The organism is Pseudoalteromonas piscicida (genome assembly GCF_000238315.3).
In the GTDB taxonomy this organism is placed as follows: Bacteria; Pseudomonadota; Gammaproteobacteria; order Enterobacterales; family Alteromonadaceae; genus Pseudoalteromonas; species Pseudoalteromonas piscicida.
This window is the reverse complement of sequence record NZ_CP011924.1, coordinates 3,561,795-3,583,432: the sequence shown is the minus strand read 5'-3', so window position 1 is coordinate 3,583,432 and position 21,638 is coordinate 3,561,795. Positions and strand designations below refer to the sequence as shown.

The following is a 21,638-nucleotide window of genomic DNA, read 5'->3' as shown; positions in this document are numbered from 1 at the left end:
AGTTTTTACGTCAAATCACTATTCAACATTAAAGTTAAAAGTCACTGGGCCGTCATTCAGTAAACTCACCTTCATATCCGCAGCAAATTGCCCTGTCGCGACTTTCAACCCTGCGGCCTTGGCTCTAGCCACAAAGTATTCGTAGAGTGTATTCGCTTGCTCAGGCGTTCCTGCGCTCGAAAAACTTGGCCTCATGCCTTTTTTGGTGTCTGCCGCCAAGGTGAATTGCGATACAACTAATAGTTCACCTTCAATGTCTTTTAAACTTAAATTCATTTTCCCCTTGTCGTCAGTAAAAATACGGTAGTTACTTACCTTGTGCAGTAACTTATCCGCCGTTTGCTCCGTATCCGGCTTTTCAACGCCTAATAGTAACAATATCCCCTGAGCGATTTGGCCTACAACCTCACCTTCTACTTCTACCTTTGCTTCACTGACCCTTTGAATTAGTCCCTGCACTACCTACCTCTTGTGACTGCTAATGATGCTGAATTTTGCACAGTAATAGATCAGCCGCTCGCCTTATGGCTTCTGCATAAACGGGGTTAGCACTACAATGCCCAACTCCATTCAAAATCAACAACTGCGCCTTAATGCTTTGTGCTAACTGATAAACCGGTGCATATCGACACATTAAATCATGCCGACTGTGAATAAACCAGACAGGTAAGTGATTGAGCTGATGTGCATCTGCTGTAATTTGCTCTTTTTTGATAAAGCATTGGTGACTAAAAAAATGCACCATATGCTGTGCTTTACTGAGCTGTTTGTCTGCTTTGCAGAGCCTAATACCTTGCGTATCGCTATCCGTTGTGATCAGGTTATCCCACTCACACCAGCGCTGTGCTGCTTTTCTTTTGAGTAACTCATCCTCGCCAAAAAGTGCCGAATGATAATGGTCTAGCAAGGATTCTATGGTTTGCGCTCCCTGTGCAAAGGCAAGATACTGCTCTGGATAAATTTGTGCGGGGGCACCTTGGCTACCATAAAGCCAATGAAGATCCGCCTCATTACCCAAAAAACTCGACCACAACACTATCCCCAAGACATCTTCACGATGTTGCTCAGCATAAAGAAGTGCCAACATGGCACCGAAAGACTCTCCGGCGAGTACAACCTTTTGCAGTCCTAAATGCGCACGAATGGTGTGAATGTCTTTCAGCAGATTCGCGGTATTTATATTGTTAAAGTCAGTTGGGGTTGAGTTGCCACAGCCTCGCTGACTAAACAGGATGATGCGGTATTTTTGCGGATTGAAATAACCAAGTACATTACGACAATGGCCCTGACCTGGGCCACCATGCAGCATGATAAGTGGTGTGCCATCACTGCAGCCATATTCCTCTATGCCCAATTGATGTCCTTCACCTACCGCGAGATGAAAGCGACGCAATGCATCGCCATGTTGATACAATAAGCTCATAATTCCCCCTTGGGGGCTTAAGCTAACCGCTATCGGTAAAAGCCAAAGTCCCTGCGCGTCTGGTGGGTCAAACTCCGAGCTTGTATCTAGTCCTGCGGCTTCCATATCTTGGGTTAAGCACACAGTAAACTCTGCGCCTAACAACACCACTATCCAAGATAAATATACCCAAACAAAAAGAATAGGTACTGTTGCGAGCGCCCCATAGATAACTTCGTATGAGGGAAAATGGCTAATGTATAATGCAAAGCCTTTTTTCGTTAGCTCGAATAACAAAGCTGCAAACAAAGCGCCAGGAACCGCGGCTCGAAATGACACACTGGTATTTGGTACTAAAGTATAGAGCATGATGAAGCCAACCATAGAAATTAAATAGGGCAACATCTTAATTAGTGCACCACTAAATCCTGGGATCCCTTGATCGGCAAATGTCACTAAAGAAACGATATAAGATGTCATACCAATACTCGCGCCCAATAGCACAGGGCCAAGCGTGAGCACCATCCAATAAATTGCAAACGAAATCATCAATGGACGCTTTTGCTTCACTCGCCAAATTCGGTTTAGTGTGGTGTCAACATTACGAATAAGTAACAAAGCCACGACGGCCAAGAAGCTCACCCCCACAGCTGTCATCTTATTCGCGTTGCCAGTAAACGCACTGATGTGCTCTTTAATGGTGTCCGTCGATGTTGGCACAAAGTTATTGAACACAAAGTTTTCAATTGCAAAACGCGTATCTTCAAATCCAGGAAACGCCGAAAAAATGGCTACACCAACCGCAATTAAGGGGACTAACGATAACAGTGTGACATACGCTAAATAGCCCGCGTTGACCGTGATCTGGTCCTCAATACACCGCTTACTATAGCGGCGCCACCAGCTAGGCTGAGAATGTAAGAATCGCAGTGCTACGACCTTCATTTCGGTTATTCTTTGCATCATAATCAAGTTAATATTCATGGATCACTTTACACATCATAACAATCCCCGCCATAATTTATAGTGCTAAATGGTCACGTGGCCACTTACTGATTATTGACCTTCTAGAGCCCGGGAGTGCAAATGAAGAAACTCACCTTAAGCGCAGTGTTACTTTTACTCGTTACTGGCTGCCAAAGTGCCTATTACGCCACCATGGAAAAGTTTGGTGTGCATAAACGCGAGATATTGGTTGATCGTGTCGAAGAAACCAAGGAGTCCCAAGAGGAATCACAAAAAGAGTTTCAATCGGCATTGGAAAGACTCACCACCTTAATTAATTTTAACGGTGGTGAATTACAAGAAGCCTATAACCTACTTAACGATGACTACCAATCATCCCTTGCCGCCGCAGCTGAAGTAAGTAGCAATATAGACAAAGTGGAAGACGTGGCTAATGCGCTATTTGACGAATGGCAAGATGAACTTGAGCAATATTCGAGTGCAAACTTAAAACGCGAGAGTGCTAAGCAATTAAGCCAAACACAACGCCAATTTGAACGCTTACTTCGCTCAATGCGCAGCAGTGAAGCCAAAATGCAGCCCGTGCTCGACTCACTACAAGATAATGTGCTGTACCTTAAACACAACTTAAATGCACAAGCGGTAAGCGCTATTAAAGGTGAGTTTACGGGGTTAAAGCGTGATATTAGCGCCCTAATCGCAGATATGAACCGTTCTATTGAAGATTCGAACAAGTTTATTGCTGAGATGAATGCACGTAGAGCGTAACAGATAGCATCAGCGAGGATAAATCTCACGATATCAGGAAATTGCCTCCTGATATCGTGGTCATTTTGTTTGTAAAGCCAGACGCTTAACCTTTATTGATAAGATCTTCAATGATGCCATTCATTTCCATTGGCATTTGCGCCAATACAGCATCATATCCATCAGCCAGTACCAAGTCTTTTTCTATGTAAGACACTACAGCTTGATTCTCCAAATCAATGATCCCGCCAAATGCCGTTACACGATTTACACCCGGTACTGGGATCCCACCAGAACTATCAACATGCAGTACGATCACTCTGTTAAAGTTAAACCCTTTATCTTTGATCACTCCTGTCGACTTTAGCGTCTTAGTCAGCTTTTGTATTGCACCTGTAAGATCATCTGCAATGCGCTGAGCCGAACCTGTAAGTGCATAATTACCTTGATTAACATGTCTACGCATGTTTTCACCCACAGTCCAAGACAAGTTACCAACCACATCATATAACTGTTGACTTGAAACAACAGACGCACCATGTTTTCCCGTTACGCCAGCGGTAATTGCTAAACCCACTTCACGGTCGTTTCCTGGAACACCATGTAGCGAAACCGGGAATATCAATACAGGTTGTTGAGCTGAGAGTGTGATTGGAAATTCATATGCCATATTTTGTTTAACCTCAGTAGAAGTTGAAACACAAGCAGTCAAAGAGATAGTAAATAGAGAGGCTAGTGCTAAACGCACGATATTTTTTGTCATTATATAGTTCCTTTACGTGATTATTAACTCTCGACAACCCAGCTGAGAGCGCGTTGAAACGCGGCGCAAATTATGTGACAAATCGTAACCAAAATCAATAATAAAGTACTAGGGCCTGTTTATCTTTCAAGTTTGTTTTTGCAGCAGTTTGATTGGTATTTATACAAGGCAGAGCCTGCGTAGCATAGTTGTTCTATGTGAGTCAGGCGATAACAAAGTAGAAATGCTAATCAAGCGCTGCCCTTTGGGTTCACCTGAGTGCGCCTTGTTCATTGTTGCTCAACTTTTGCCTAGATCACTAGGCGGCAAGTCGAGCGTCGCGACCAAAACACACTCAGGAGAACAAAAATCAAACAGCAAAGGTCAACAGGCCCTAGATAAAAGTGCATTTTCTTCATACTAAGCAGCTGAGCGATAATTAAGGGGAAAAATAGGACTTTTAGATAACTGAGAAGGTATGTTGATTACAAGCCACCTTGTGACAGCAGCGCAGAATGACAAATGTAGCGCAGCTCGCGTTACAGCCAGCTGCGTGCATAGCGTGGTAACTCAGCTTTAGCTCAATCCTAACTAAACACCATCTCCGGTACGTCATCTGGGCAAATCAACATGCCTGCGGTTTTGGCTTGAATTTCCGAGGCGCTAACACCTGGAGCTCGCTCAAGTAAATGAAATGCACCCTCTTTGACTTCAAGCAGCGCAAGATCGGTTACTATCTTATTGATACAGTTTACGCCGGTGAGCGGTAAACTGCAGTGCTGTAGCAGCTTGGACTCGCCTTGTTTATTCGCATGCGTCATGGTGCAAATTATATTTTTAGCCCCAGCGACAAGATCCATCGCGCCACCCATGCCCTTGATAAGCTTACCTGGGATCATCCAGCTGGCAAGATTACCTTGCTGATCTACTTCAAAAGCGCCAAGCACCGTCAGGTCCACATGACCACCACGGATCATTGCAAAGCTTTCTGCCGAACTAAAAATGGCGGCTCCCGTACGGGCCGTAACGGTTTCCTTACCCGCATTGATCATATCCGCATCCACTTCCTGCTCGGTCGGATAAGCGCCCATGCCTAATAAACCATTTTCCGATTGCAGCATCACATCCATGCCCTGTGGCACATAATTGGCCACCAGCGTGGGGATCCCAATGCCAAGGTTGATATAAAACCCATCTCTTAATTCCTGTGCCACTCGCATGGCCATTTGCTCTCTGGTTAATGCCATTATGCTTGCTCCTTCACAGTACGTTTTTCGATGCGTTTTTCAAACTGCCCTAGAATCACTCTGTCGATATAAATTCCGGGGGTATGAATTTGGCTCGGTTCGATTTCGCCGGGCTCTACAATTTCTTCCACTTCAACGACGGTAATTTTTCCAGCCGTTGCAGCCATTGGATTAAAGTTCATGGCGGTGTGGCGATAAACACAATTGCCAAAACGGTCTGCTTTCCACGCTTTTACAATGGCAAAGTCTCCCGTAATACTCGGCTCTAAAATATATTCTCTATCACCAAACGTTTTTACCTCTTTACCCTCAGCAACGGGTGTACCAACGCCTGTTGCGGTGTAAAAAGCGGGGATCCCGGCTCCACCTGCGCGCATTTTTTCTGCAAGTGTCCCTTGCGGGGTTAATTCAACTTCCAATACACCGCTCAATAACTGCTGCTCAAACAAGGCGTTTTCTCCCACATAGGAAGCCACCATTTTGCGGATCTGCTTGTCCTCAAGCAAAATCCCTAAACCAAATCCGTCTACTCCACAGTTATTAGAAACCACGGTTAAGTCCTTTGTGCCCATGTGGCGTATTTGGCTTATCAAACCTTCAGGGATCCCGCACAAACCAAAGCCCCCTGCAATCACGGTCATGCCATCACACAGTCCTGCCATTGCTTCTTCGTAGCTTACGACTACCTTATCAAAACCAGCCATCATTCCTCCTATTGCACTGTCCAGCCGCCGTCAAGCACAATGGCTTGGCCAGTAATGTTGCGTGACTCATTTGCGAGTAAAAAATTGACAGCATGAGCAATCTCATCCAACCCTATAAACGCCTTTTTCGGCATTGGTGCCAACATGATATTGTTTATCACTTCATCTTCGCTGATCCCATGCTGTTTCGCTTGCGCGGTAATTTGCTGTTCTACCAATGGGGTTTTTACATAAGCGGGGCAAATGGTGTTCACGGTGATATCGCAGTCTGCGGTTTCCAGCGCCAATACTTTACCAAATCCCATCAACCCATGTTTTGCAGCGACATAAGCAGACTTATATTTAGAAGCGACTAAAGCATGGATAGAACCAATATTGACGATGCGACCAAAGCCTCCTTTACGCATATGCGGCAATACCGCCTTACACAACATGGCCGGGCCTGTTAGCATCACGTCTTGCAGCAATTGCCATTTATCTTCTGGATAATGCTCCAGTGCTTCAACATGTTGCACGCCTGCGTTATTGATAAGCACATCAATGTTATCGTGCTGACGGACAAAGTCAGCAATGTCTTGCTTATTAGCGATATTGAGCGCAAACGCTTGTGCATTTCCTCCGTCACTGACGATAGACTCGGCTACCGTCTGTGCTTGCGCTAAGTTCAAATCTACGAGCAATAAGCTGTAACCTTGTTTGCTCAGGGCCATCGCGATATAGCGACCAATGCCACTTGCAGCCCCTGTGATCAACGCCGTCTTCATCGTCACTCCTTGATTATTTTGCTAAGAACTGAGCAATGGTGTCAGCCTGTGATTGAATTGAAAAAATACCGTCTAAATGCCCCCAAACGCCTTCTATCTCTGTAATTTGCACGTCTTTATTCTTGGCTTTAAGGGTTTCTGCTAACTTACGAATGGGCTCAGGCCTTAATAACAAGTCATTGCTTGCAGGCATCAACAAAACCTTTGCTGTGATTTTATCGATAGCGCTATCAAAATTACCTTGCATGCCTGCGGTATATAGTTGCGAGGCGCGGACTAAATACAAGATTGAATTCGCATCTTGCGTTTCAGCCCTCGCTCGTGCGCGCGTGGCTAGCGTTTGGCTGAGTTTAGGAAGCTGACGAATATCTTGTTTTGCTTTGGGATCAAGCACAATAAAGTCTGGAAAACTGGCGTTGTAAATAGCGGGGTGCATCGCGTCTTGAGTAATATTAAGCATCGTGGCAGTCAGTCCAGCAAGCGGCCTTTCCCCGTCGTAGTAGTCCCCGCCCTGCCAATTTGGATCAAGTCGAATAGGTAAAGCCCATTTCTCTAACGCCGCAACGGTCCAAGCATCCATCTTTGCCGCGCCAATCACATGAATTAAACGTGACACTTTTTCCGGATAACGCACCGACCATTCTAACGCTTGGAAAGATCCCATAGACGCGCCCATCACTGCATGTAGTTTGTCGATACCTAAGCTATCCAATAGTTGCTTTTGTACTTCAACAAAATCACCGATGGTCACCACGGGAAAATCCAAGCCATAAGGCTTGCCCGTCTTCGGATTAATGGAAGCTGGGCCCGTCGTGATCACATCTTTACTATGCCAGTTTGCATTGACCAAAGTATCTGCGCTTATCACAAAGTATTTATTAGTATCTATCGCTTTACCCGGGCCGATAATGGCATCCCAGTAACCTGCCAATACGTCAGACTCTCGATACTTGCCCGCGGCGTGAGATGTGCCAGAAAAGAAATGCGTGATCAAAATTGCATTGCTTTTGTCGGCATTTAACTTGCCATAGCTTTCCCAGCCGACCTTAACGTCAGGAATGCTGACTCCAGACTCTGTAGTAAAATGCGCGAGTGTAAATGCCCGCTTTTCAACCAGCATAGGTTTGTTTGTCTCACTGCCATAGACAATATTGCTGGCAACGAACAAAAGTAACAGGAAAATCCGCTTCATTGCTGTATCTCTCCGTTAAAATAAGATGAATAGGGTTAATGCGAGGGCAACCCCCACCAGCGGTACAACCGCAGTCAACGCAGCCATGGACCAATATGCTCGTTGATGTGTTTCTTTACAGATAGCGCGAATGGTTGTGACCACATAACCGTTGTGCGGTAAGGTATCCAAAGCGCCTGAGCTAATAGCGACAACACGATGTAATTGTTCTGGGTTGACACCTGCATCGATGTAGTGCGGCGCCACTAAAGGTAACGCAATGGCTTGCCCACCGGATGCCGAACCGGTTAAACCGGCTATTACACTTACCGCCACCGCGGCGCCAAGTAACTCATTACCCGGCATCTGTGTCATCATCTCGACCGCTAATTGAAATGCCTCGGTGTTTTTTGCTACCGCACCAAAACCCACTACCGCACTGGTATTACCGATAGCAACTAGCGCACCTGTTGTACCTAAGTTAATCGCGGCTCCCATGTTGTGAAAATGCTTAAAGTTAATCGCGACAATACTGAGTACACCGCCTAGCAACGCTACAATGAGTGCACTTTGCTGCAGCACATCATGAAGTGTAAAAGATAAAATCAACACCACGATTAAAGGCAGTACACCAGTGATTGGATGAGGATAGTTACGTTCATGGATTTCAGGGTCATCTTCTTTCGCCTCAAAGTGCTCACCATTTGCCACCGCTTTGGCTATCATCTTTTTCAACCACCAATAACCCATAATGGCCATAAATGTGGCGACCACTAGACTGACTTCCCAAGCTGCATAAGGTGAGGTACCCAAATATTTTATTGGGATCCAGTTTTGGATTTCAGGGGAGCCTGCCGAAGTCATGGTAAAGGTGACTGAGCCGAAGGCCAGAGTTGCGGGAATAAAGCGCCTTGGTAAATTGGCATCTTTAAATAAGCTAAGCGCCATAGGATAGACAGAGAAAGCGACAATAAAAACACTGACGCCGCCATACGTTAACACAGCACAGGCAATCACCACCGCTAATACCGCATGTTTCATACCTAACTTGTCGACAATATAGCGTGCCACGCTGTCGGCAGCACCGCTGTCTTCCATGAACTTACCGAACAAAGAGCCAAGCAAAAACATGAAAAACCAAGCACTCAAAAAGCCAGCAAAGCCATCCATATAAAGTGTAAGAAAGCTGCTTTCGACAGCTTCTGTGGGAAATAGCGCAACGCCACTCGTTAATGCGACCAATAAAGCGCACAGTGGAGCTGCGATAAACAAGTTTACGCCACGGAGAGTTAGCCAAATAAGCAGGCCAAGTCCTCCTGCCAGTCCAAGCATACTGAGCATAAGGGCTTCCTTTTATTGTTATTAATGCCCGTTATAAGTTGATGTGTTGGGCATACTGTTGATGAATATCAGTGTGGCGTGCAGGCGCAATAAAAACCATAGTACTAAGGTTATAGAAGCCCTACACCCCGTGTTAATCCTAGCGTATCAAGGCATTAGTACTAAGGTACTAATAGAAAAACTTTACAACTCCCCTATGCTTTGGTGTGACAACAAGCACCCAAAATGACAATAATAGGGACCACAGGATGAACATTTACCAACCTAGATATTCAGCTATCGCGTTGGCTATTACACTCGCAACTCAAGTCAGCCCAGCGGCAGCAGAACAAGCAACACAATCAGAAGGCAAGCTAGAACGCATTGAAGTCACGGCGCGTAAGACGGTAGAAAACCTTCAAACCGTTCCAGTTGCAGTGACTTCTATCGGTGAAACCGATCTACTTGAAAATGGCATTTCGGTCCTCTCTGAAGTCCAGCAGTTTTCACCCAATACCACGCTTCAAGCTAGCCGTGGCACTAACTCCACCCTCACTGCCTTTATTCGTGGTGTCGGGCAACAAGACCCATTGTGGGGTTATGAACCTGGTGTCGGCATTTACGTCGATGACATTTATTTAGCAAGGCCGCAAGGGGCTGTACTCGACCTCCTTGATGTACAACAGATTGAAGTACTACGAGGACCGCAAGGAACTTTATACGGCAAAAACACCATTGGTGGCGCAATAAAATATGTCACTAAGGAAATGTCTGGCGATGCGACATTTAACGTGGAGGGAACGGTTGGTAGTTATAATCAACGCGATCTTAAGATCACAGGTCAACTGCCGCTCGTGGAAGACACGCTCTACTTAGGTTATGGCTTTGCCACTTTGAATCGAGATGGCTTTGGTGAATTCAAGGTTTCAACGCTACCCGGCCAAGATAAAGAAAACTACAATAAAGAAATTCAAGCTGCGCGGTTAACCTTGGAATATCGTCCAAGCGATGATTTGTTCTTCCGTTTAGCATGGGATAAAACCGACGATGACTCCAACTCTAAAGGAGGTTATCGCTTGTTGCCGAGCTTACTGACTGACGCCCCCGTGCCTGACAGCGTATTTGATTCTTACACCAGTATGCCAACCTGGAATAAAGTCGAACTTGAGGGATATAGTTTGACCGCTCGCTGGGATCTTTCTGACGCCACCACAATAAAATACATCGGTGCTAGCCGAGAGAGTTACTCCCCGACTAATATCGACTTTGATAATACGCCACTGCGGATTTTTGATGTACCCGCCATTTATGATGACGAACAAACCACGCATGAGATACAACTAAGCCATGCAGGTAATGGCTATAAATTTGTCTCAGGTCTATATTATTACGATGGCGAGTCATGCGGCCAATTCCAAGCAATTTTGGAAGTGTTAGGACAAAGCTTAGGTGCCCCCGGTCTTACGCGAGAAGTTAGTGGCTGTAACAACTCAAATAGTAAAGCCGCCTATATTCAAGGCACCATTGATTTAGCAGAGCAGTGGTCGCTCACATTGGGCGCTCGTTACACTAAAGACAGCAAAGAGGCACAAGTCAGCAACGGTTTGGTCTTTGATGTCGTGTATCCCGAATCAAATTGGATCCCAGGTTATACACGCCCTGCAGGTGAGCTCGTACCGTCAGTGCTTGATGATGAAGAAGATTGGTCACGGTTTACGCCAAGAGTGGGAGTGGAATATCAATACAACCGCGATATCATGTTCTTCGCCAGCTACGCTCAAGGGTTTAAATCTGGTACCTTCAACCCCAGAGCCAGCACCGCGGAGCCTGCTGCAGACCCTGAAATCGTAGATTCATTCGAAATCGGTATGAAAAGCGAGTGGCACGATAATCTGAGAGCCAATATCACACTATTCACATTAGATCACAAAGACCGCCAATATATTTCCGTGTTGCCCGGTGCAACTTCTGCCGATCTAAACCAACGACTTGGCAACATTGGTAAGTCGACAGCAAATGGTATTGAAGCCGAGCTGAGCTATGTCGCTACCGAAGCGCTGAGTTTTGACGCCGCGATAGGATATATAGACAGCGACTTCGAAGAGGTACTCGATACTAACCCAGACACGGGGGCGACATTTGACAAATCTGACCGCTTTAGTATTTCTAACACCCCTGATTTAACTTTTAACCTTGGGGCGACATACAAACTCTACAGTGATATTGGCGACTGGGTGTTCAATGCCAGCTACTACCATCGTGGTGATTATGTTTTATTTGAGGAAGATAGCCTACTGACGCAGGATAGCTATGGTTTAGTTAATCTGAGTATTAATTGGTATAGCGCAGATGGCAATTGGCGTGTTGGTCTTCATGGGAAAAACCTGACCGATGAAGAATATATGATAGGAGGCTATCAGTTCGTGACACCAGACCCAAGCGATCCGAGTAATGTGAGTAAATATACGCCGGGGCTTGGTGGTGATAATACCTTAATAGGCTACTTTGGCGACCCAAGAACCGTTTCGCTTACCGTGGGTTATCGTTTTTAGCACCGCAAGCGAGGCTGTAAGGGAGCCTCGCTATCTCAATCACTTGATGTAGTTTCGGAAATACCCTATAACAACGGATACTAGGAGTTAGTTAAGGATGTCTCAGGTGCAAGCAATCATCGCTGATGACCACCCATTATTTCGCAGCGCACTCAAACAAGCCGCTGCACAAGCGATTGGTCATGAACCCATCAAAGAAGCCAGTACCTTAGACAGCTTATTCGAGATGTTGCTCGCGCATCCTGAGACAGAGCTAGTATTTTTGGACTTATCTATTCCTGGTGCGAAAGGTCTCGAAGGTCTTGCCCGGTTAAGAAATCAATACCCTGACATATTAGTGATCATGGTTTCAGCCAACGAATCGGCAGCCATTATTAGCCAATGCATTGCCCTCGGGGCAAGCGCTTATATTCCCAAATCGTCCTCTCTAGAGTTGATCAGTGATGCCATCAAGCTCGTTATAGAAGGAGAAACTTGGTTACCCGAAATCGTAGATATCGCGCCTGAAAATGACAGCGAACAAGCACAATTTGCACGTAATTTAGAAAAACTAACTCCCCAGCAATATCGAGTATTAACGATGATTGCCGATGGCCTTTTGAATAAGCAGATTGCGTATGCAATGTCGATTCAAGAGACCACCATCAAACAGCATGTTTCAGCTATTTTAAAAAAGCTCAATGTGTATAACCGCACCCAAGCTGGGATCCTCTTTAATCAGCTGGCTACGGATGTACATCTCGACGATGAAGCGAGCACATAAACAACTAGATTAGTCGCTTAATCATGCGCTTTAGAGCTGGCGTTTTAAGTGGTTTATAGAGTAATGGGATCCCTGCATCACTCACTCGCTCGCGGATGGCCTCGTCATGGTTAGCCGTATTAATAATGATTGGCATATCATCAAGCTCAAGCGCTGCTATTACCTCAAGTCCAGTGACACCATGATCAAGCTGATAATCTGCGATCAGCATATCTGCCCGACTCGTTGCTTGCAGCGCACTAAGCTCTGCTTCATCTCGCGCCACAGCTACTTGGCATCCCCAACTCAGTAACACTTGAGATAATGCATTAAGTGCATTGGCATCATTATCGAGCAACCAAATAGACAGACCCGATAGTTGCGAATCACCGCTGAGTTTATCAGCGGTTACTTCGGCCATTTGATCCGTCTGCTTCCCATAACTTGGTAGTGTTAAGGTAAATTGGGTGCCTTTATTAAGTTGTGAGCCAAGGGTGATGGGAATTTCCAACACTTCGCATATCCGTTTACTGATAGCAAGCCCGAGCCCTAACCCCTGCGCCAGCTCTTTACTGTGGAGCTGTTTGAACTCTTGAAATATGGCGTCCTGATCTTGCTTTGCAATGCCCACTCCAGTGTCTTCAACAATGATAGAAACACTCCCCCCCTGACATTCAGCGATAAGTCTTACCGTACCAGACTCAGTGTAACGGATAGCGTTGCTCAGTAAGTTTCCCAATACCCTTTTTAGCAGTGCTTTATCGGTGTAGAGCATGACATCACAAACCCGCACTGCAAACGCTAATCCTTTGTCTTTTGCTACTGCCCCATATTCATTTTCCAATGGTTCCAGCAGTGACGACAACGCAAAGCGCGAGCGATTAACCTTAAATGCCCCAGCCTCTAACTTTGTGAGCTCAAGAATGCTCGACAACAGTTCTTCAGCACTTGCCAATGAACTTTTGATGCTTTGCGAAAGCTCAGCTAAGTCGGTCCCTTGGGCCTTTTCACTCATCAATGAGCAAAACAGGCTCGCTGCGTTGAATGGCTGTAACAGATCATGACTCGCTGCGGCGAAAAAGCGGGCCTTACTCTCCGTTGCATGCTCCGCTTGGCGTTTCGCAGAAGATAAAGCACGGTTGGCGTCTATCAACTCTTTGGTCCTTGCCGCGACCGTTTCTTCTAGGTTTACATTAACTTGCTCTAGTAAGGATTGTTGTTTTACAAACTCGGTGATATCCGTATAGGTCGTTACAAATCCACCTCCTGGTAATGGGTTTCCTTGCATTTCAAACACTCGGCCATCATGGTGCTCTCGACGGTAGCGATACGCATTGCCTCGTCGTAAATGTGATAGACGCTTCTCTACTTGCTGCTCGACATCGGCATCACCAAATAGTCCACGCTGCGCATTGTAACGAATAAGCTCAGCCACAGGACGCCCGATAAACAACGCATTGTCTGGATAATTAAACATTTCTGCGTAGCGCTGGTTCCAAGCGACCAATTGCAGTTGGCTATCTACTACACTTATCCCCTGACTGACGTTTTATATCGTCGACTGCAGTAAGTCGCGATTAAAACGTAGCACCTGTGACGCTTCATCGACAAATTCTGCAACTTGCTCTAAAGGCTGGCGTTTTTCATCTTTGGCGACATCTAAAATCAGTTTCGCAGATGCCCCTCCAACGAGCGTCGACATCTCCCGCTCGATCATATTTTCAACTTGCAATGGCGCTGGCTGTTTCCAGTTTGCAGGCTCTTTAGGAAAATGAAGCTCAACAAGCTGCTGCGCACGTGCTTGCTCGCTAAAGCGCTGCAGTAATGTTGCCAAGTCTTGGTAACTCAATACCGTGTTTGCGGATTGTGCAGATTTGGACGGCATTACAAATTTATTGCTTTGTAAGCGCTCAGCAAGACGTGCAGATGAAATAAACGGCACCAGCAAATAAACCAACAAATTTGCACTTAAAGAGATCAGGACGGACTGGCTCGTACTGTCTAACCCCAGACCCAAAAAATCTAAAGGCGCTAACCATATGATATTCATAGGTCCTGCACTCAACCAGTGACTTTCGAAGTTAAAGCCACTAATGAGGCTCGGTAACAACAGCGTGTAAAACCAAATAGCAAACCCTGTCACAATCCCCAATTGCGCGCCTAAGCATGAAGCCCCACGCCACCATAAACCAACCACCATCGCGGGCGCAAACTGCGCAACCAAGGCAAATGACATGAGCCCCATATTGGCCAACGTGTTGCCCTCAGCAAGCACGCGATGACTGGCATAACTCAGTAATAAAATGCCAACAATGACCACCCGTCGAGCATTGAGCAGATTAAACTTAGATAAACCCCGATGGCTCGAATTTAACTGCGAGCGGCGCAACAAAAATTGATTGATAAAGTCATTGGTGATCATGATAGATAGCACGATGGCTGAGACTATCACCATGCTCGTCGCCGCAGAGAACCCTCCTAAAAAGGCTATCAAAGCGACTAACGGTGCGTCAGATCCCAGTGGTAAGGCGAGCACAAACGTATCGTAGCCAACATCTTGACCATTAAAATACACCAGTCCGGCGTAGGCGATTGGCAAAATAAACAAATTAATCAACAACAAATAAACGGGAAATAACCAGCGTGCGGTCTTAAATTGGTTTTGTTCATCATATTCAATAAAAGAGGTATGAAACTGCCTCGGTAAACAAAGCGTTGCCAATACCCCTAAAAGAACATGGACTAAATAAACATAGGTTGGGCTAGCCGATGCCTCTATTTGCTTGGTAATTCCCTGCAGCTCCGCTTGGTTAAATAAGTGAGTGGGCGATTCAAAGAGCACAAAACAGACATAAACACCGACAGCAATAAACGCCAGCAACTTAACTAATGACTCAAAGGCGATGGCAGTCATCAATCCCGGGTTATACTCACTCGGTCTTAGCCTACGTGTGCCAAACAAAATAGCAAAAAGGACTAACAGCAAGGTGATGTAAAAAGTACTATCCTGCCAAAACGCGACACTCACCCGCTGAGTGTCGCTTGTTAGCATACCGATACTGGCGCTGGTAGCATTGAGCTGAAGGGCAATATAAGGCACGACCGCAATAACAGAGATCAGAGAAATGAGTCCAGACAAACTAGAAGAATTACCGTAACGAGTGGCTATAAAGTCCGCCATGGAAGTGAGCTGCTGCTGGCGGCATATTTCAGCAATTCGTGTGTAGACTTGCCAACCAAATATAAACAGTAAAATCGTGCCAACATAAGTTGGGGCAAGCCACCAGCCATTATTTGCCGCTTGCGCGGTAGTACCAAAAAACGCCCAAGAAGTGCAATACACCCCTAGTGACAAGGCATAGGTGACTTGCTTGGCGCGATAAGATCTAAATTTAGTACTCGCCCTATCTGCGCCCCATGCAATGGTAAATAAAAGCGCTAAATATAGCAGCGCAATAAGACTGATCAGCCCGATAGAAAACATAACTGTGATGATTTTTTATTGTTTGCTCTAGCATAACGGCTGTACAGTAAAAAGACAGCACACTTTAGTGCTATCCCCCAATGCTTGGTATCATCACTTATAATCTAAAACTGCTCACCGACTTATCTAGTGCGCGGGATAAAGACAACAGTGATAACGCTTCCTCTGATGCCCGCTCCGCTCCCGTTGCAGTCTCTTGCGCGGTTTCGCTGATTTCTGTCACACTTTGCGAAATTTGCTGTGTAACCGTATTTTGTTCCTCAGAAGCACTGGCTATTTGTAGATTCATATCTTTAATCGTACTCACAGATGAAGAAATCGCTTGTAACACTTCATCCGTTTTCGCCGACTTGTCCGCTGTATCTTTAGCATCTTTAACGTTCTCTCGCATCATGCCAACGGAGCGCTTCGCTTCATTTTGCAACTTAGAGATCATCTCTTGAATTTCGTCCGTGCTCTTTTGGGTGCGACTCGCAAGGCTTCTCACCTCATCTGCCACTACGGCAAAGCCACGCCCTTGTTCACCAGCCCTTGCAGCTTCAATTGCTGCGTTGAGCGCTAACAGATTAGTTTGCTCCGCTATACCCCTGATGACATCCAAAATAGAACCTACCGACTCTGTTTCTTGTTCAAGATTCTCAATGGTCTGGCTAACATTTTCTATTTTACCCACTAGACCTTCCATTGCTTGCTGTGTTGCAACGACAACTTGAACACCTGAATTAGATTGAGAATCCGCATCGGTTGCGGCATCCGCTGCGAGTTGAGCACTTTGGGTTATCTCAGCAATCGTGGCAGCCATTTCATTCATCGAAACAGCACTATGACTGAGTTGCTCCATTTGGTTGTCCGCCCCTTGTTTGGACTGGGCGGTGATAGCACTAAGCGTTTCTGACGAGGAAGATAGTGCATGTGTAGAGCTTTGAATTTCTGCAATGATGGCTTTTAGTTTGTCAGCCATATCACGCATTGCCAAATAAATACCGCTGACTGATTCCCCTCTGTCAAATTGTATAGTGAGGTCGCCACTGGCAATCCTTGATGCCACTTCCGCGATTTCTTTTGGCTCCCCACCAATAGGGGCTTTGATTAGTCGTGTGATATACCAACTTAAAAAGCAGCCTAACAAAATTACCACAACAGATACTGCAATAATAATTGTTACTGTCTTCCTACTCTCAGTTTGAGCTATGGGGCCCAATTCATCCTGCCTTTCCTTGATCGATTCTTTCACACGTGCCAAATGCTCTGCGATATTTTGACCATTAATATTTAGTACTTCGGTAATCAGTCGATTTCTCTCTGTGATAATATCTTGTACTTCTCTCACTCCATCTAAGTAGCGTTCTCCTGATTGTTCTATATCAAGCAGTAAATTTTTTGCATTTTCATTCATAAACCTAGACTTAGACTGAGTTAGAAACATCTTCTCTTGCTTTAGTTCATCCATGGCTCTGTTGTAGTCATTTAACTGGTTACTCACTAAGAATTTCGTTACGAAAAGTCTTCCTAGCAGCAGCTTTTCCTGCATATGTGTAGCAGCGGCAAGTCCTTCAAAGTCACTCATATCAATGCTAGATTCTATTAATTGCGAAATATTCTTGCGCATTTGAGGGCCTATTTTATCCAGCCCGTCATGAACCACAGTATTTCTACGACCATAAAGTGCCATAATGTCTCTAAAAGCAGTTTCATATGTAACCAAAGCTGTTTTACTTTTCTCAATAAGCTGCTTGCTTTCTTTTTGACTAAGAGCCTCCTTGGCTTCCGCTAGTTCATCATGTAAAAGCCTTACCTTCTGTTCAAATTGTTCAATATCGTCTTTTGATTGCTGCTTCAAATAATTCAGCACATTGATCCTAAGTGAGAGCAAATTCGCTTCTAATGTACTTGCTAGATTGCTAGCCCTTGCCAAAGAGCGATACTCAACAAAATTACTATAACCGCCATTCAATCCAACATAAGCGACGCTAGAGAGTGCAACCATAAGTACAATCATTACTCCAAATGAAGTAGATAATTGTTGGCTTAACCTTAACTTAGAAAGCATAAAAGCACCTGACATTGTATTTATAGATAAGCCCATCAGCATTCATAGATGCCAAAACTATTAGCTTGTATTTAATACAATAATCATTGTCGTGTTTTTTGATTTAGTAAAGAAATGTACCGATTAGAAATCGAACAAAGTAAAGTAACGATCCTTAATGCTCCATATTTATGATTGGCTTGTTGAATAAGGAGCGACGCATTACGTCCAGCACTGTGATAAAACTATCTACTCTGGAACAAATATGTATATAGAGGTAATAACCAACCATCTTCGTTGCGCTCAAACATACATCCAGAAACGCAAAAGCCCCAGCAGATGCTGGGGCTTTATCAAAGTCTAATTTAGTTAAAAACTAAAATTAAGCTTTCTTAGGACGTTCAATCACGTCAACTAGCGTCCAAGATTTTTTCTTAGAGATTGGCGCACATTCGCGAATAGTCACGACGTCACCTGTGAGTAGCTGTGTTGTTTTCATCGTGTGCGTGCAACTTAGTTGTACGCTTGATGCTTTCTTTCTATAAAGAGTACCGTAGATCGGGTGCTTAATACCAATTTGACTTAATACTTGCTCAATTTGAAGGAGTAAATCTGACGCTAACAGCGTTAAAAATTTCTCATTTAGAACAACTAAATAGCAAAATTTTTGCCTTGTTATCGACAAGATTTTCTCGCCTCAAAATAGACCACTTAATTAAACAAATTGGTATAACCTGACGTTCGATAGCTATTTATAAAAATTATCCAGAAACGCAAAAGCCCCAGCAGATGCCGGGGCTTTATAAAAGTCTAATTTAGTTAAAAACTAAAATTAAGCTTTCTTAGGACGTTCAATCACGTCAACTAGCGTCCAAGATTTTTTCTTAGAGATTGGCGCACATTCGCGAATAGTCACGACGTCACCTGTGAGTAGCTGTGTTGTTTTCATCGTGTGCGTGCAACTTAGTTGTACGCTTGATGCTTTCTTTCTATAAAGAGTACCGTAGATCGGGTGCTTAATACCAATTTGACTTAATACTTGCTCAATTTGAAGGAGTAAATCTGACGCTAACAGCGTTAAAAATTTCTCATTTAGAACAACTAAATAGCAAAATTTTTGCCTTGTTATCGACAAGATTTTCTCGCCTCAAAATAGACCACTTAATTAAACAAATTGGTATAACCTGACGTTCGATAGCTATTTATAAAAATTATCCAGAAACGCAAAAGCCCCAGCAGATGCTGGGGCTTTATCAAAGTCTAATTTAGTTAAAAACTAAAATTAAGCTTTCTTAGGACGTTCAATCACGTCAACTAGCGTCCAAGATTTTTTCTTAGAGATTGGCGCACATTCGCGAATAGTCACGACGTCACCTGTGAGTAGCTGTGTTGTTTTCATCGTGTGCGTGCAACTTAGTTGTACGCTTGATGCTTTCTTTCTATAAAGAGTACCGTAGATCGGGTGCTTAATACCAATTTGACTTAATACTTGCTCAATTTGAAGGAGTAAATCTGACGCTAACAGCGTTAAAAATTTCTCATTTAGAACAACTAAATAGCAAAATTTTTGCCTTGTTATCGACAAGATTTTCTCGCCTCAAAATAGACCACTTAATTAAACAAATTGGTATAACCTGACGTTCGATAGCTATTTATAAAAATTATCCAGAAACGCAAAAGCCCCAGCAGATGCCGGGGCTTTATAAAAGTCTAATTTAGTTAAAAACTAAAATTAAGCTTTCTTAGGACGTTCAATCACGTCAACTAGCGTCCAAGATTTTTTCTTAGAGATTGGCGCACATTCGCGAATAGTCACGACGTCACCTGTGAGTAGCTGTGTTGTTTTCATCGTGTGCGTGCAACTTAGTTGTACGCTTGATGCTTTCTTTCTATAAAGAGTACCGTAGATCGGGTGCTTAATACCAATTTGACTTAATACTTGCTCAATTTGAAGGAGTAAATCTGACGCTAACAGCGTTAAAAATTTCTCATTTAGAACAACTAAATAGCAAAATTTTTGCCTTGTTATCGACAAGATTTTCTCGCCTCAAAATAGACCACTTAATTAAACAAATTGGTATAACCTGACGTTCGATAGCTATTTATAAAAATTATCCAGAAACGCAAAAGCCCCAGCAGATGCCGGGGCTTTATAAAAGTCTAATTTAGTTAAAAACTAAAATTAAGCTTTCTTAGGACGTTCAATCACGTCAACTAGCGTCCAAGATTTTTTCTTAGAGATTGGCGCACATTCGCGAATAGTCACGACGTCACCTGCTAGTGCTGTGTTGTTTTCATCGTGTGCGTGCAACTTAGTTGTACGCTTGATGAACTTACCGTAGATCGGGTGTTTAACCTGACGCTCGATAGCAACAACGATTGACTTGTCCATTTTGTCGCTAACTACACGACCTTGTACAGTACGGATCTTATCGCTCATTATGCACCTGCCTTCTGGTTGATAACCGTTTTCACACGCGCAATATTGCGACGTACTTTCTTAAGCTCGTGAGTTTGAGCTAGCTGACCAGTGCTCGCTTGCATGCGCAGGTTGAACTGCTCACGAAGAAGCTCTAGAAGTTCAGCATTTAGCTCTTCTACGCTTTTGTCTTTAAGTTCGCTAGCTTTCATTACATTACCGTCCGAGTTACAAATGTTGTTTTGAAAGGTAATTTACGAGCAGCTAGGTCGAATGCTTCACGAGCAAGCTCTTCTGAAACACCTTCCATCTCGTAAAGTACTTTACCAGGCTGAATTTCAGCAACCCAGTATTCAACAGAACCTTTACCTTTACCCATACGAACTTCAAGCGGTTTCTCTGTAATTGGTTTATCTGGGAATACACGGATCCAGATTTTACCTTGACGCTTGACGTGACGTGTCATAGCACGACGAGCTGCTTCGATTTGACGAGCAGTCATACGGCCACGGCCAGTCGCTTTCAAGCCGAAAGAACCGAAGCTAACTTTGTTACCGCTGGTAGCCAGACCACGGTTGCGGCCTTTGTGTACCTTACGGAATTTTGTACGTTTTGGCTGTAACATTAGTCGCTACCTCTTACTTAGCACTTTTTTTAGCTTTCTTCGGCGCACGTTTAGCTGGCTTCTCTTGCTCTTGAACTAGTGGAAGACCACCAATTACTTCGCCTTTGAAGATCCAAACCTTAACACCGATGATACCGTAAGTGGTCAAAGCTTCTGAAGTTGCGTAGTCGATATCAGCACGTAGAGTGTGTAGAGGTACACGACCTTCACGGTACCACTCAGAACGTGCGATTTCAGCACCGCCAAGACGGCCGCTTACTTCAACTTTGATACCCTTCGCGCCTAGACGCATTGCGTTTTGTACTGCGCGCTTCATAGCACGACGGAACATAACACGACGCTCTAGCTGAGAAGAGATACCGTCAGCAACTAACTGTGCATCTAGCTCTGGCTTACGTACTTCTGCGATGTTGATTTGCGCAGGTACACCAGCAAGCTTAGTTACAGCTTGGCGAAGCTTTTCAACATCTTCACCTTTTTTACCGATAACAACACCAGGACGAGCTGTGTGAATTGTTACACGGATTGATTTAGCTGGACGCTCGATAACGATCTTAGCTACAGAAGCACTTTTCAATTCCTTAGTAAGGTATTGACGTACTTTGTGATCGCCAAAAAGCTGTTCAGAGAAATCTTTTGTATTCGCGTACCAAGTAGATACCCAAGGCTTTGAGATACCTAGGCGAATACCAGTAGGATGAACTTTTTGTCCCATTACTTATAT

Annotated in this window: 20 protein-coding genes and 3 pseudogenes; 4 read left to right on the top strand and 19 right to left on the bottom strand. The window is 44.5% G+C overall.

Annotated features, from left to right (window positions below; all coding sequences use genetic code 11):
• Nucleotides 1-18: 18 nt before the first annotated feature.
• From dtd to PPIS_RS24925, 3 genes and pseudogenes are all read right to left on the bottom strand, one after another.
• Nucleotides 19-459 (bottom strand): D-aminoacyl-tRNA deacylase, encoded by a 441-nt coding sequence (dtd, locus tag PPIS_RS16365; protein WP_010376351.1) that lies wholly within the window; start codon nt 457-459, stop codon nt 19-21.
• A gap of 19 nt (nt 460-478) precedes the next feature.
• A pseudogene (locus PPIS_RS24930) lies at nt 479-1,306 on the bottom strand (alpha/beta fold hydrolase); the annotation flags it as partial.
• Between the two features lie 228 nt (nt 1,307-1,534).
• A pseudogene (locus PPIS_RS24925) lies at nt 1,535-2,368 on the bottom strand (virulence factor BrkB family protein); the annotation flags it as partial.
• A gap of 120 nt (nt 2,369-2,488) precedes the next feature.
• Between PPIS_RS24925 and PPIS_RS16355 the strand changes: the two are divergent.
• Complete coding sequence (locus PPIS_RS16355; RefSeq protein WP_010376354.1) at nt 2,489-3,136, top strand: DUF2959 domain-containing protein; 648 nt, start codon at nt 2,489-2,491, stop codon at nt 3,134-3,136.
• 85 nt (nt 3,137-3,221) lie between these two features.
• Here the strand turns inward: PPIS_RS16355 and PPIS_RS16350 are convergent, their stop codons facing one another.
• Nucleotides 3,222-3,878, bottom strand: coding sequence for a hypothetical protein (locus tag PPIS_RS16350; protein ID WP_010376356.1), 657 nt, complete (start codon nt 3,876-3,878; stop codon nt 3,222-3,224).
• A 223-nt stretch (nt 3,879-4,101) separates the two neighbouring features.
• On the opposite strand from PPIS_RS16350, the gene PPIS_RS25825 reads away from it, so the two are divergent.
• Entirely contained in the window at nt 4,102-4,281 is a 180-nt protein-coding gene (locus tag PPIS_RS25825; RefSeq protein ID WP_019647515.1) for a hypothetical protein, read from the top strand.
• Nucleotides 4,282-4,444: 163 nt separating this feature from the next.
• On the opposite strand, the gene PPIS_RS16335 is transcribed toward PPIS_RS25825, so the two are convergent.
• Genes PPIS_RS16335 through PPIS_RS16315 form a run of 5 tightly spaced genes read right to left on the bottom strand, consistent with a single transcriptional unit; the run spans nt 4,445 to nt 9,084 of the window.
• Entirely contained in the window at nt 4,445-5,104 is a 660-nt protein-coding gene (locus tag PPIS_RS16335; protein ID WP_010376358.1) for a 3-oxoacid CoA-transferase subunit B, read from the bottom strand.
• A complete protein-coding gene (locus tag PPIS_RS16330; RefSeq protein WP_010376359.1) occupies nt 5,104-5,808 on the bottom strand; it encodes a CoA transferase subunit A in 705 nt (234 codons plus the stop codon). The genes PPIS_RS16335 and PPIS_RS16330 overlap by 1 nt, the downstream gene beginning before the upstream one ends.
• 8 nt (nt 5,809-5,816) lie before the next feature.
• The gene (locus PPIS_RS16325; protein ID WP_010376360.1) at nt 5,817-6,572 is read right to left on the bottom strand and encodes a 3-hydroxybutyrate dehydrogenase; all 756 of its coding nucleotides are present in this window, start codon (nt 6,570-6,572) and stop codon (nt 5,817-5,819) included.
• Nucleotides 6,573-6,585: 13 nt separating this feature from the next.
• Nucleotides 6,586-7,764 (bottom strand): E22 family MetX-like putative esterase, encoded by a 1,179-nt coding sequence (locus tag PPIS_RS16320; RefSeq protein WP_010376362.1) that lies wholly within the window; start codon nt 7,762-7,764, stop codon nt 6,586-6,588.
• Nucleotides 7,765-7,779: 15 nt separating this feature from the next.
• Nucleotides 7,780-9,084, bottom strand: coding sequence for a GntP family permease (locus PPIS_RS16315; protein ID WP_010376363.1), 1,305 nt, complete (start codon nt 9,082-9,084; stop codon nt 7,780-7,782).
• Nucleotides 9,085-9,332: 248 nt separating this feature from the next.
• On the opposite strand from PPIS_RS16315, the gene PPIS_RS16310 reads away from it, so the two are divergent.
• Both PPIS_RS16310 and PPIS_RS16305 read left to right on the top strand, forming a co-directional pair.
• Entirely contained in the window at nt 9,333-11,615 is a 2,283-nt protein-coding gene (locus PPIS_RS16310; protein ID WP_010376365.1) for a TonB-dependent receptor, read from the top strand.
• Nucleotides 11,616-11,712: 97 nt separating this feature from the next.
• Complete coding sequence (locus PPIS_RS16305; RefSeq protein WP_010376367.1) at nt 11,713-12,378, top strand: response regulator transcription factor; 666 nt, start codon at nt 11,713-11,715, stop codon at nt 12,376-12,378.
• Between the two features lie 4 nt (nt 12,379-12,382).
• On the opposite strand, the pseudogene PPIS_RS16300 reads toward PPIS_RS16305, so the two are convergent.
• The 10 genes and pseudogenes from PPIS_RS16300 to rpsC form a co-directional block, all read right to left on the bottom strand.
• Nucleotides 12,383-15,841, bottom strand: a pseudogene (locus PPIS_RS16300) (PAS domain-containing hybrid sensor histidine kinase/response regulator).
• Between the two features lie 97 nt (nt 15,842-15,938).
• Nucleotides 15,939-17,891 (bottom strand): HAMP domain-containing methyl-accepting chemotaxis protein, encoded by a 1,953-nt coding sequence (locus PPIS_RS16295; RefSeq protein WP_026345609.1) that lies wholly within the window; start codon nt 17,889-17,891, stop codon nt 15,939-15,941.
• A 361-nt stretch (nt 17,892-18,252) separates the two neighbouring features.
• Nucleotides 18,253-18,555 (bottom strand): 30S ribosomal protein S17, encoded by a 303-nt coding sequence (gene rpsQ / locus PPIS_RS25820; protein WP_010376370.1) that lies wholly within the window; start codon nt 18,553-18,555, stop codon nt 18,253-18,255.
• A 147-nt stretch (nt 18,556-18,702) separates the two neighbouring features.
• Nucleotides 18,703-19,005, bottom strand: coding sequence for a 30S ribosomal protein S17 (rpsQ, locus tag PPIS_RS25815; protein WP_010376370.1), 303 nt, complete (start codon nt 19,003-19,005; stop codon nt 18,703-18,705).
• A gap of 147 nt (nt 19,006-19,152) precedes the next feature.
• The gene (rpsQ, locus tag PPIS_RS25810) at nt 19,153-19,455 is read right to left on the bottom strand and encodes a 30S ribosomal protein S17 (RefSeq protein WP_010376370.1); all 303 of its coding nucleotides are present in this window, start codon (nt 19,453-19,455) and stop codon (nt 19,153-19,155) included.
• A 147-nt stretch (nt 19,456-19,602) separates the two neighbouring features.
• Nucleotides 19,603-19,905, bottom strand: a complete 303-nt coding sequence (gene rpsQ / locus PPIS_RS25805) for a 30S ribosomal protein S17 (protein WP_010376370.1) — start codon at nt 19,903-19,905, stop codon at nt 19,603-19,605.
• Between the two features lie 147 nt (nt 19,906-20,052).
• Nucleotides 20,053-20,310, bottom strand: coding sequence for a 30S ribosomal protein S17 (rpsQ, locus tag PPIS_RS16270; RefSeq protein ID WP_010376371.1), 258 nt, complete (start codon nt 20,308-20,310; stop codon nt 20,053-20,055).
• Nucleotides 20,310-20,501: a 50S ribosomal protein L29 gene (gene rpmC, locus PPIS_RS16265; RefSeq protein WP_010376372.1), complete on the bottom strand. Its 192-nt coding sequence runs from the start codon at nt 20,499-20,501 to the stop codon at nt 20,310-20,312. Before rpmC ends, rpsQ (PPIS_RS16270) begins: the two co-directional genes overlap by 1 nt.
• Nucleotides 20,501-20,914, bottom strand: coding sequence for a 50S ribosomal protein L16 (gene rplP / locus PPIS_RS16260; RefSeq protein ID WP_010376373.1), 414 nt, complete (start codon nt 20,912-20,914; stop codon nt 20,501-20,503). The genes rpmC and rplP overlap by 1 nt, the downstream gene beginning before the upstream one ends.
• Before the next feature lie 13 nt (nt 20,915-20,927).
• Nucleotides 20,928-21,629, bottom strand: a complete 702-nt coding sequence (gene rpsC / locus PPIS_RS16255; RefSeq protein WP_010376374.1) for a 30S ribosomal protein S3 — start codon at nt 21,627-21,629, stop codon at nt 20,928-20,930.
• Between the last annotated feature and the right edge of the window lie 9 nt (nt 21,630-21,638).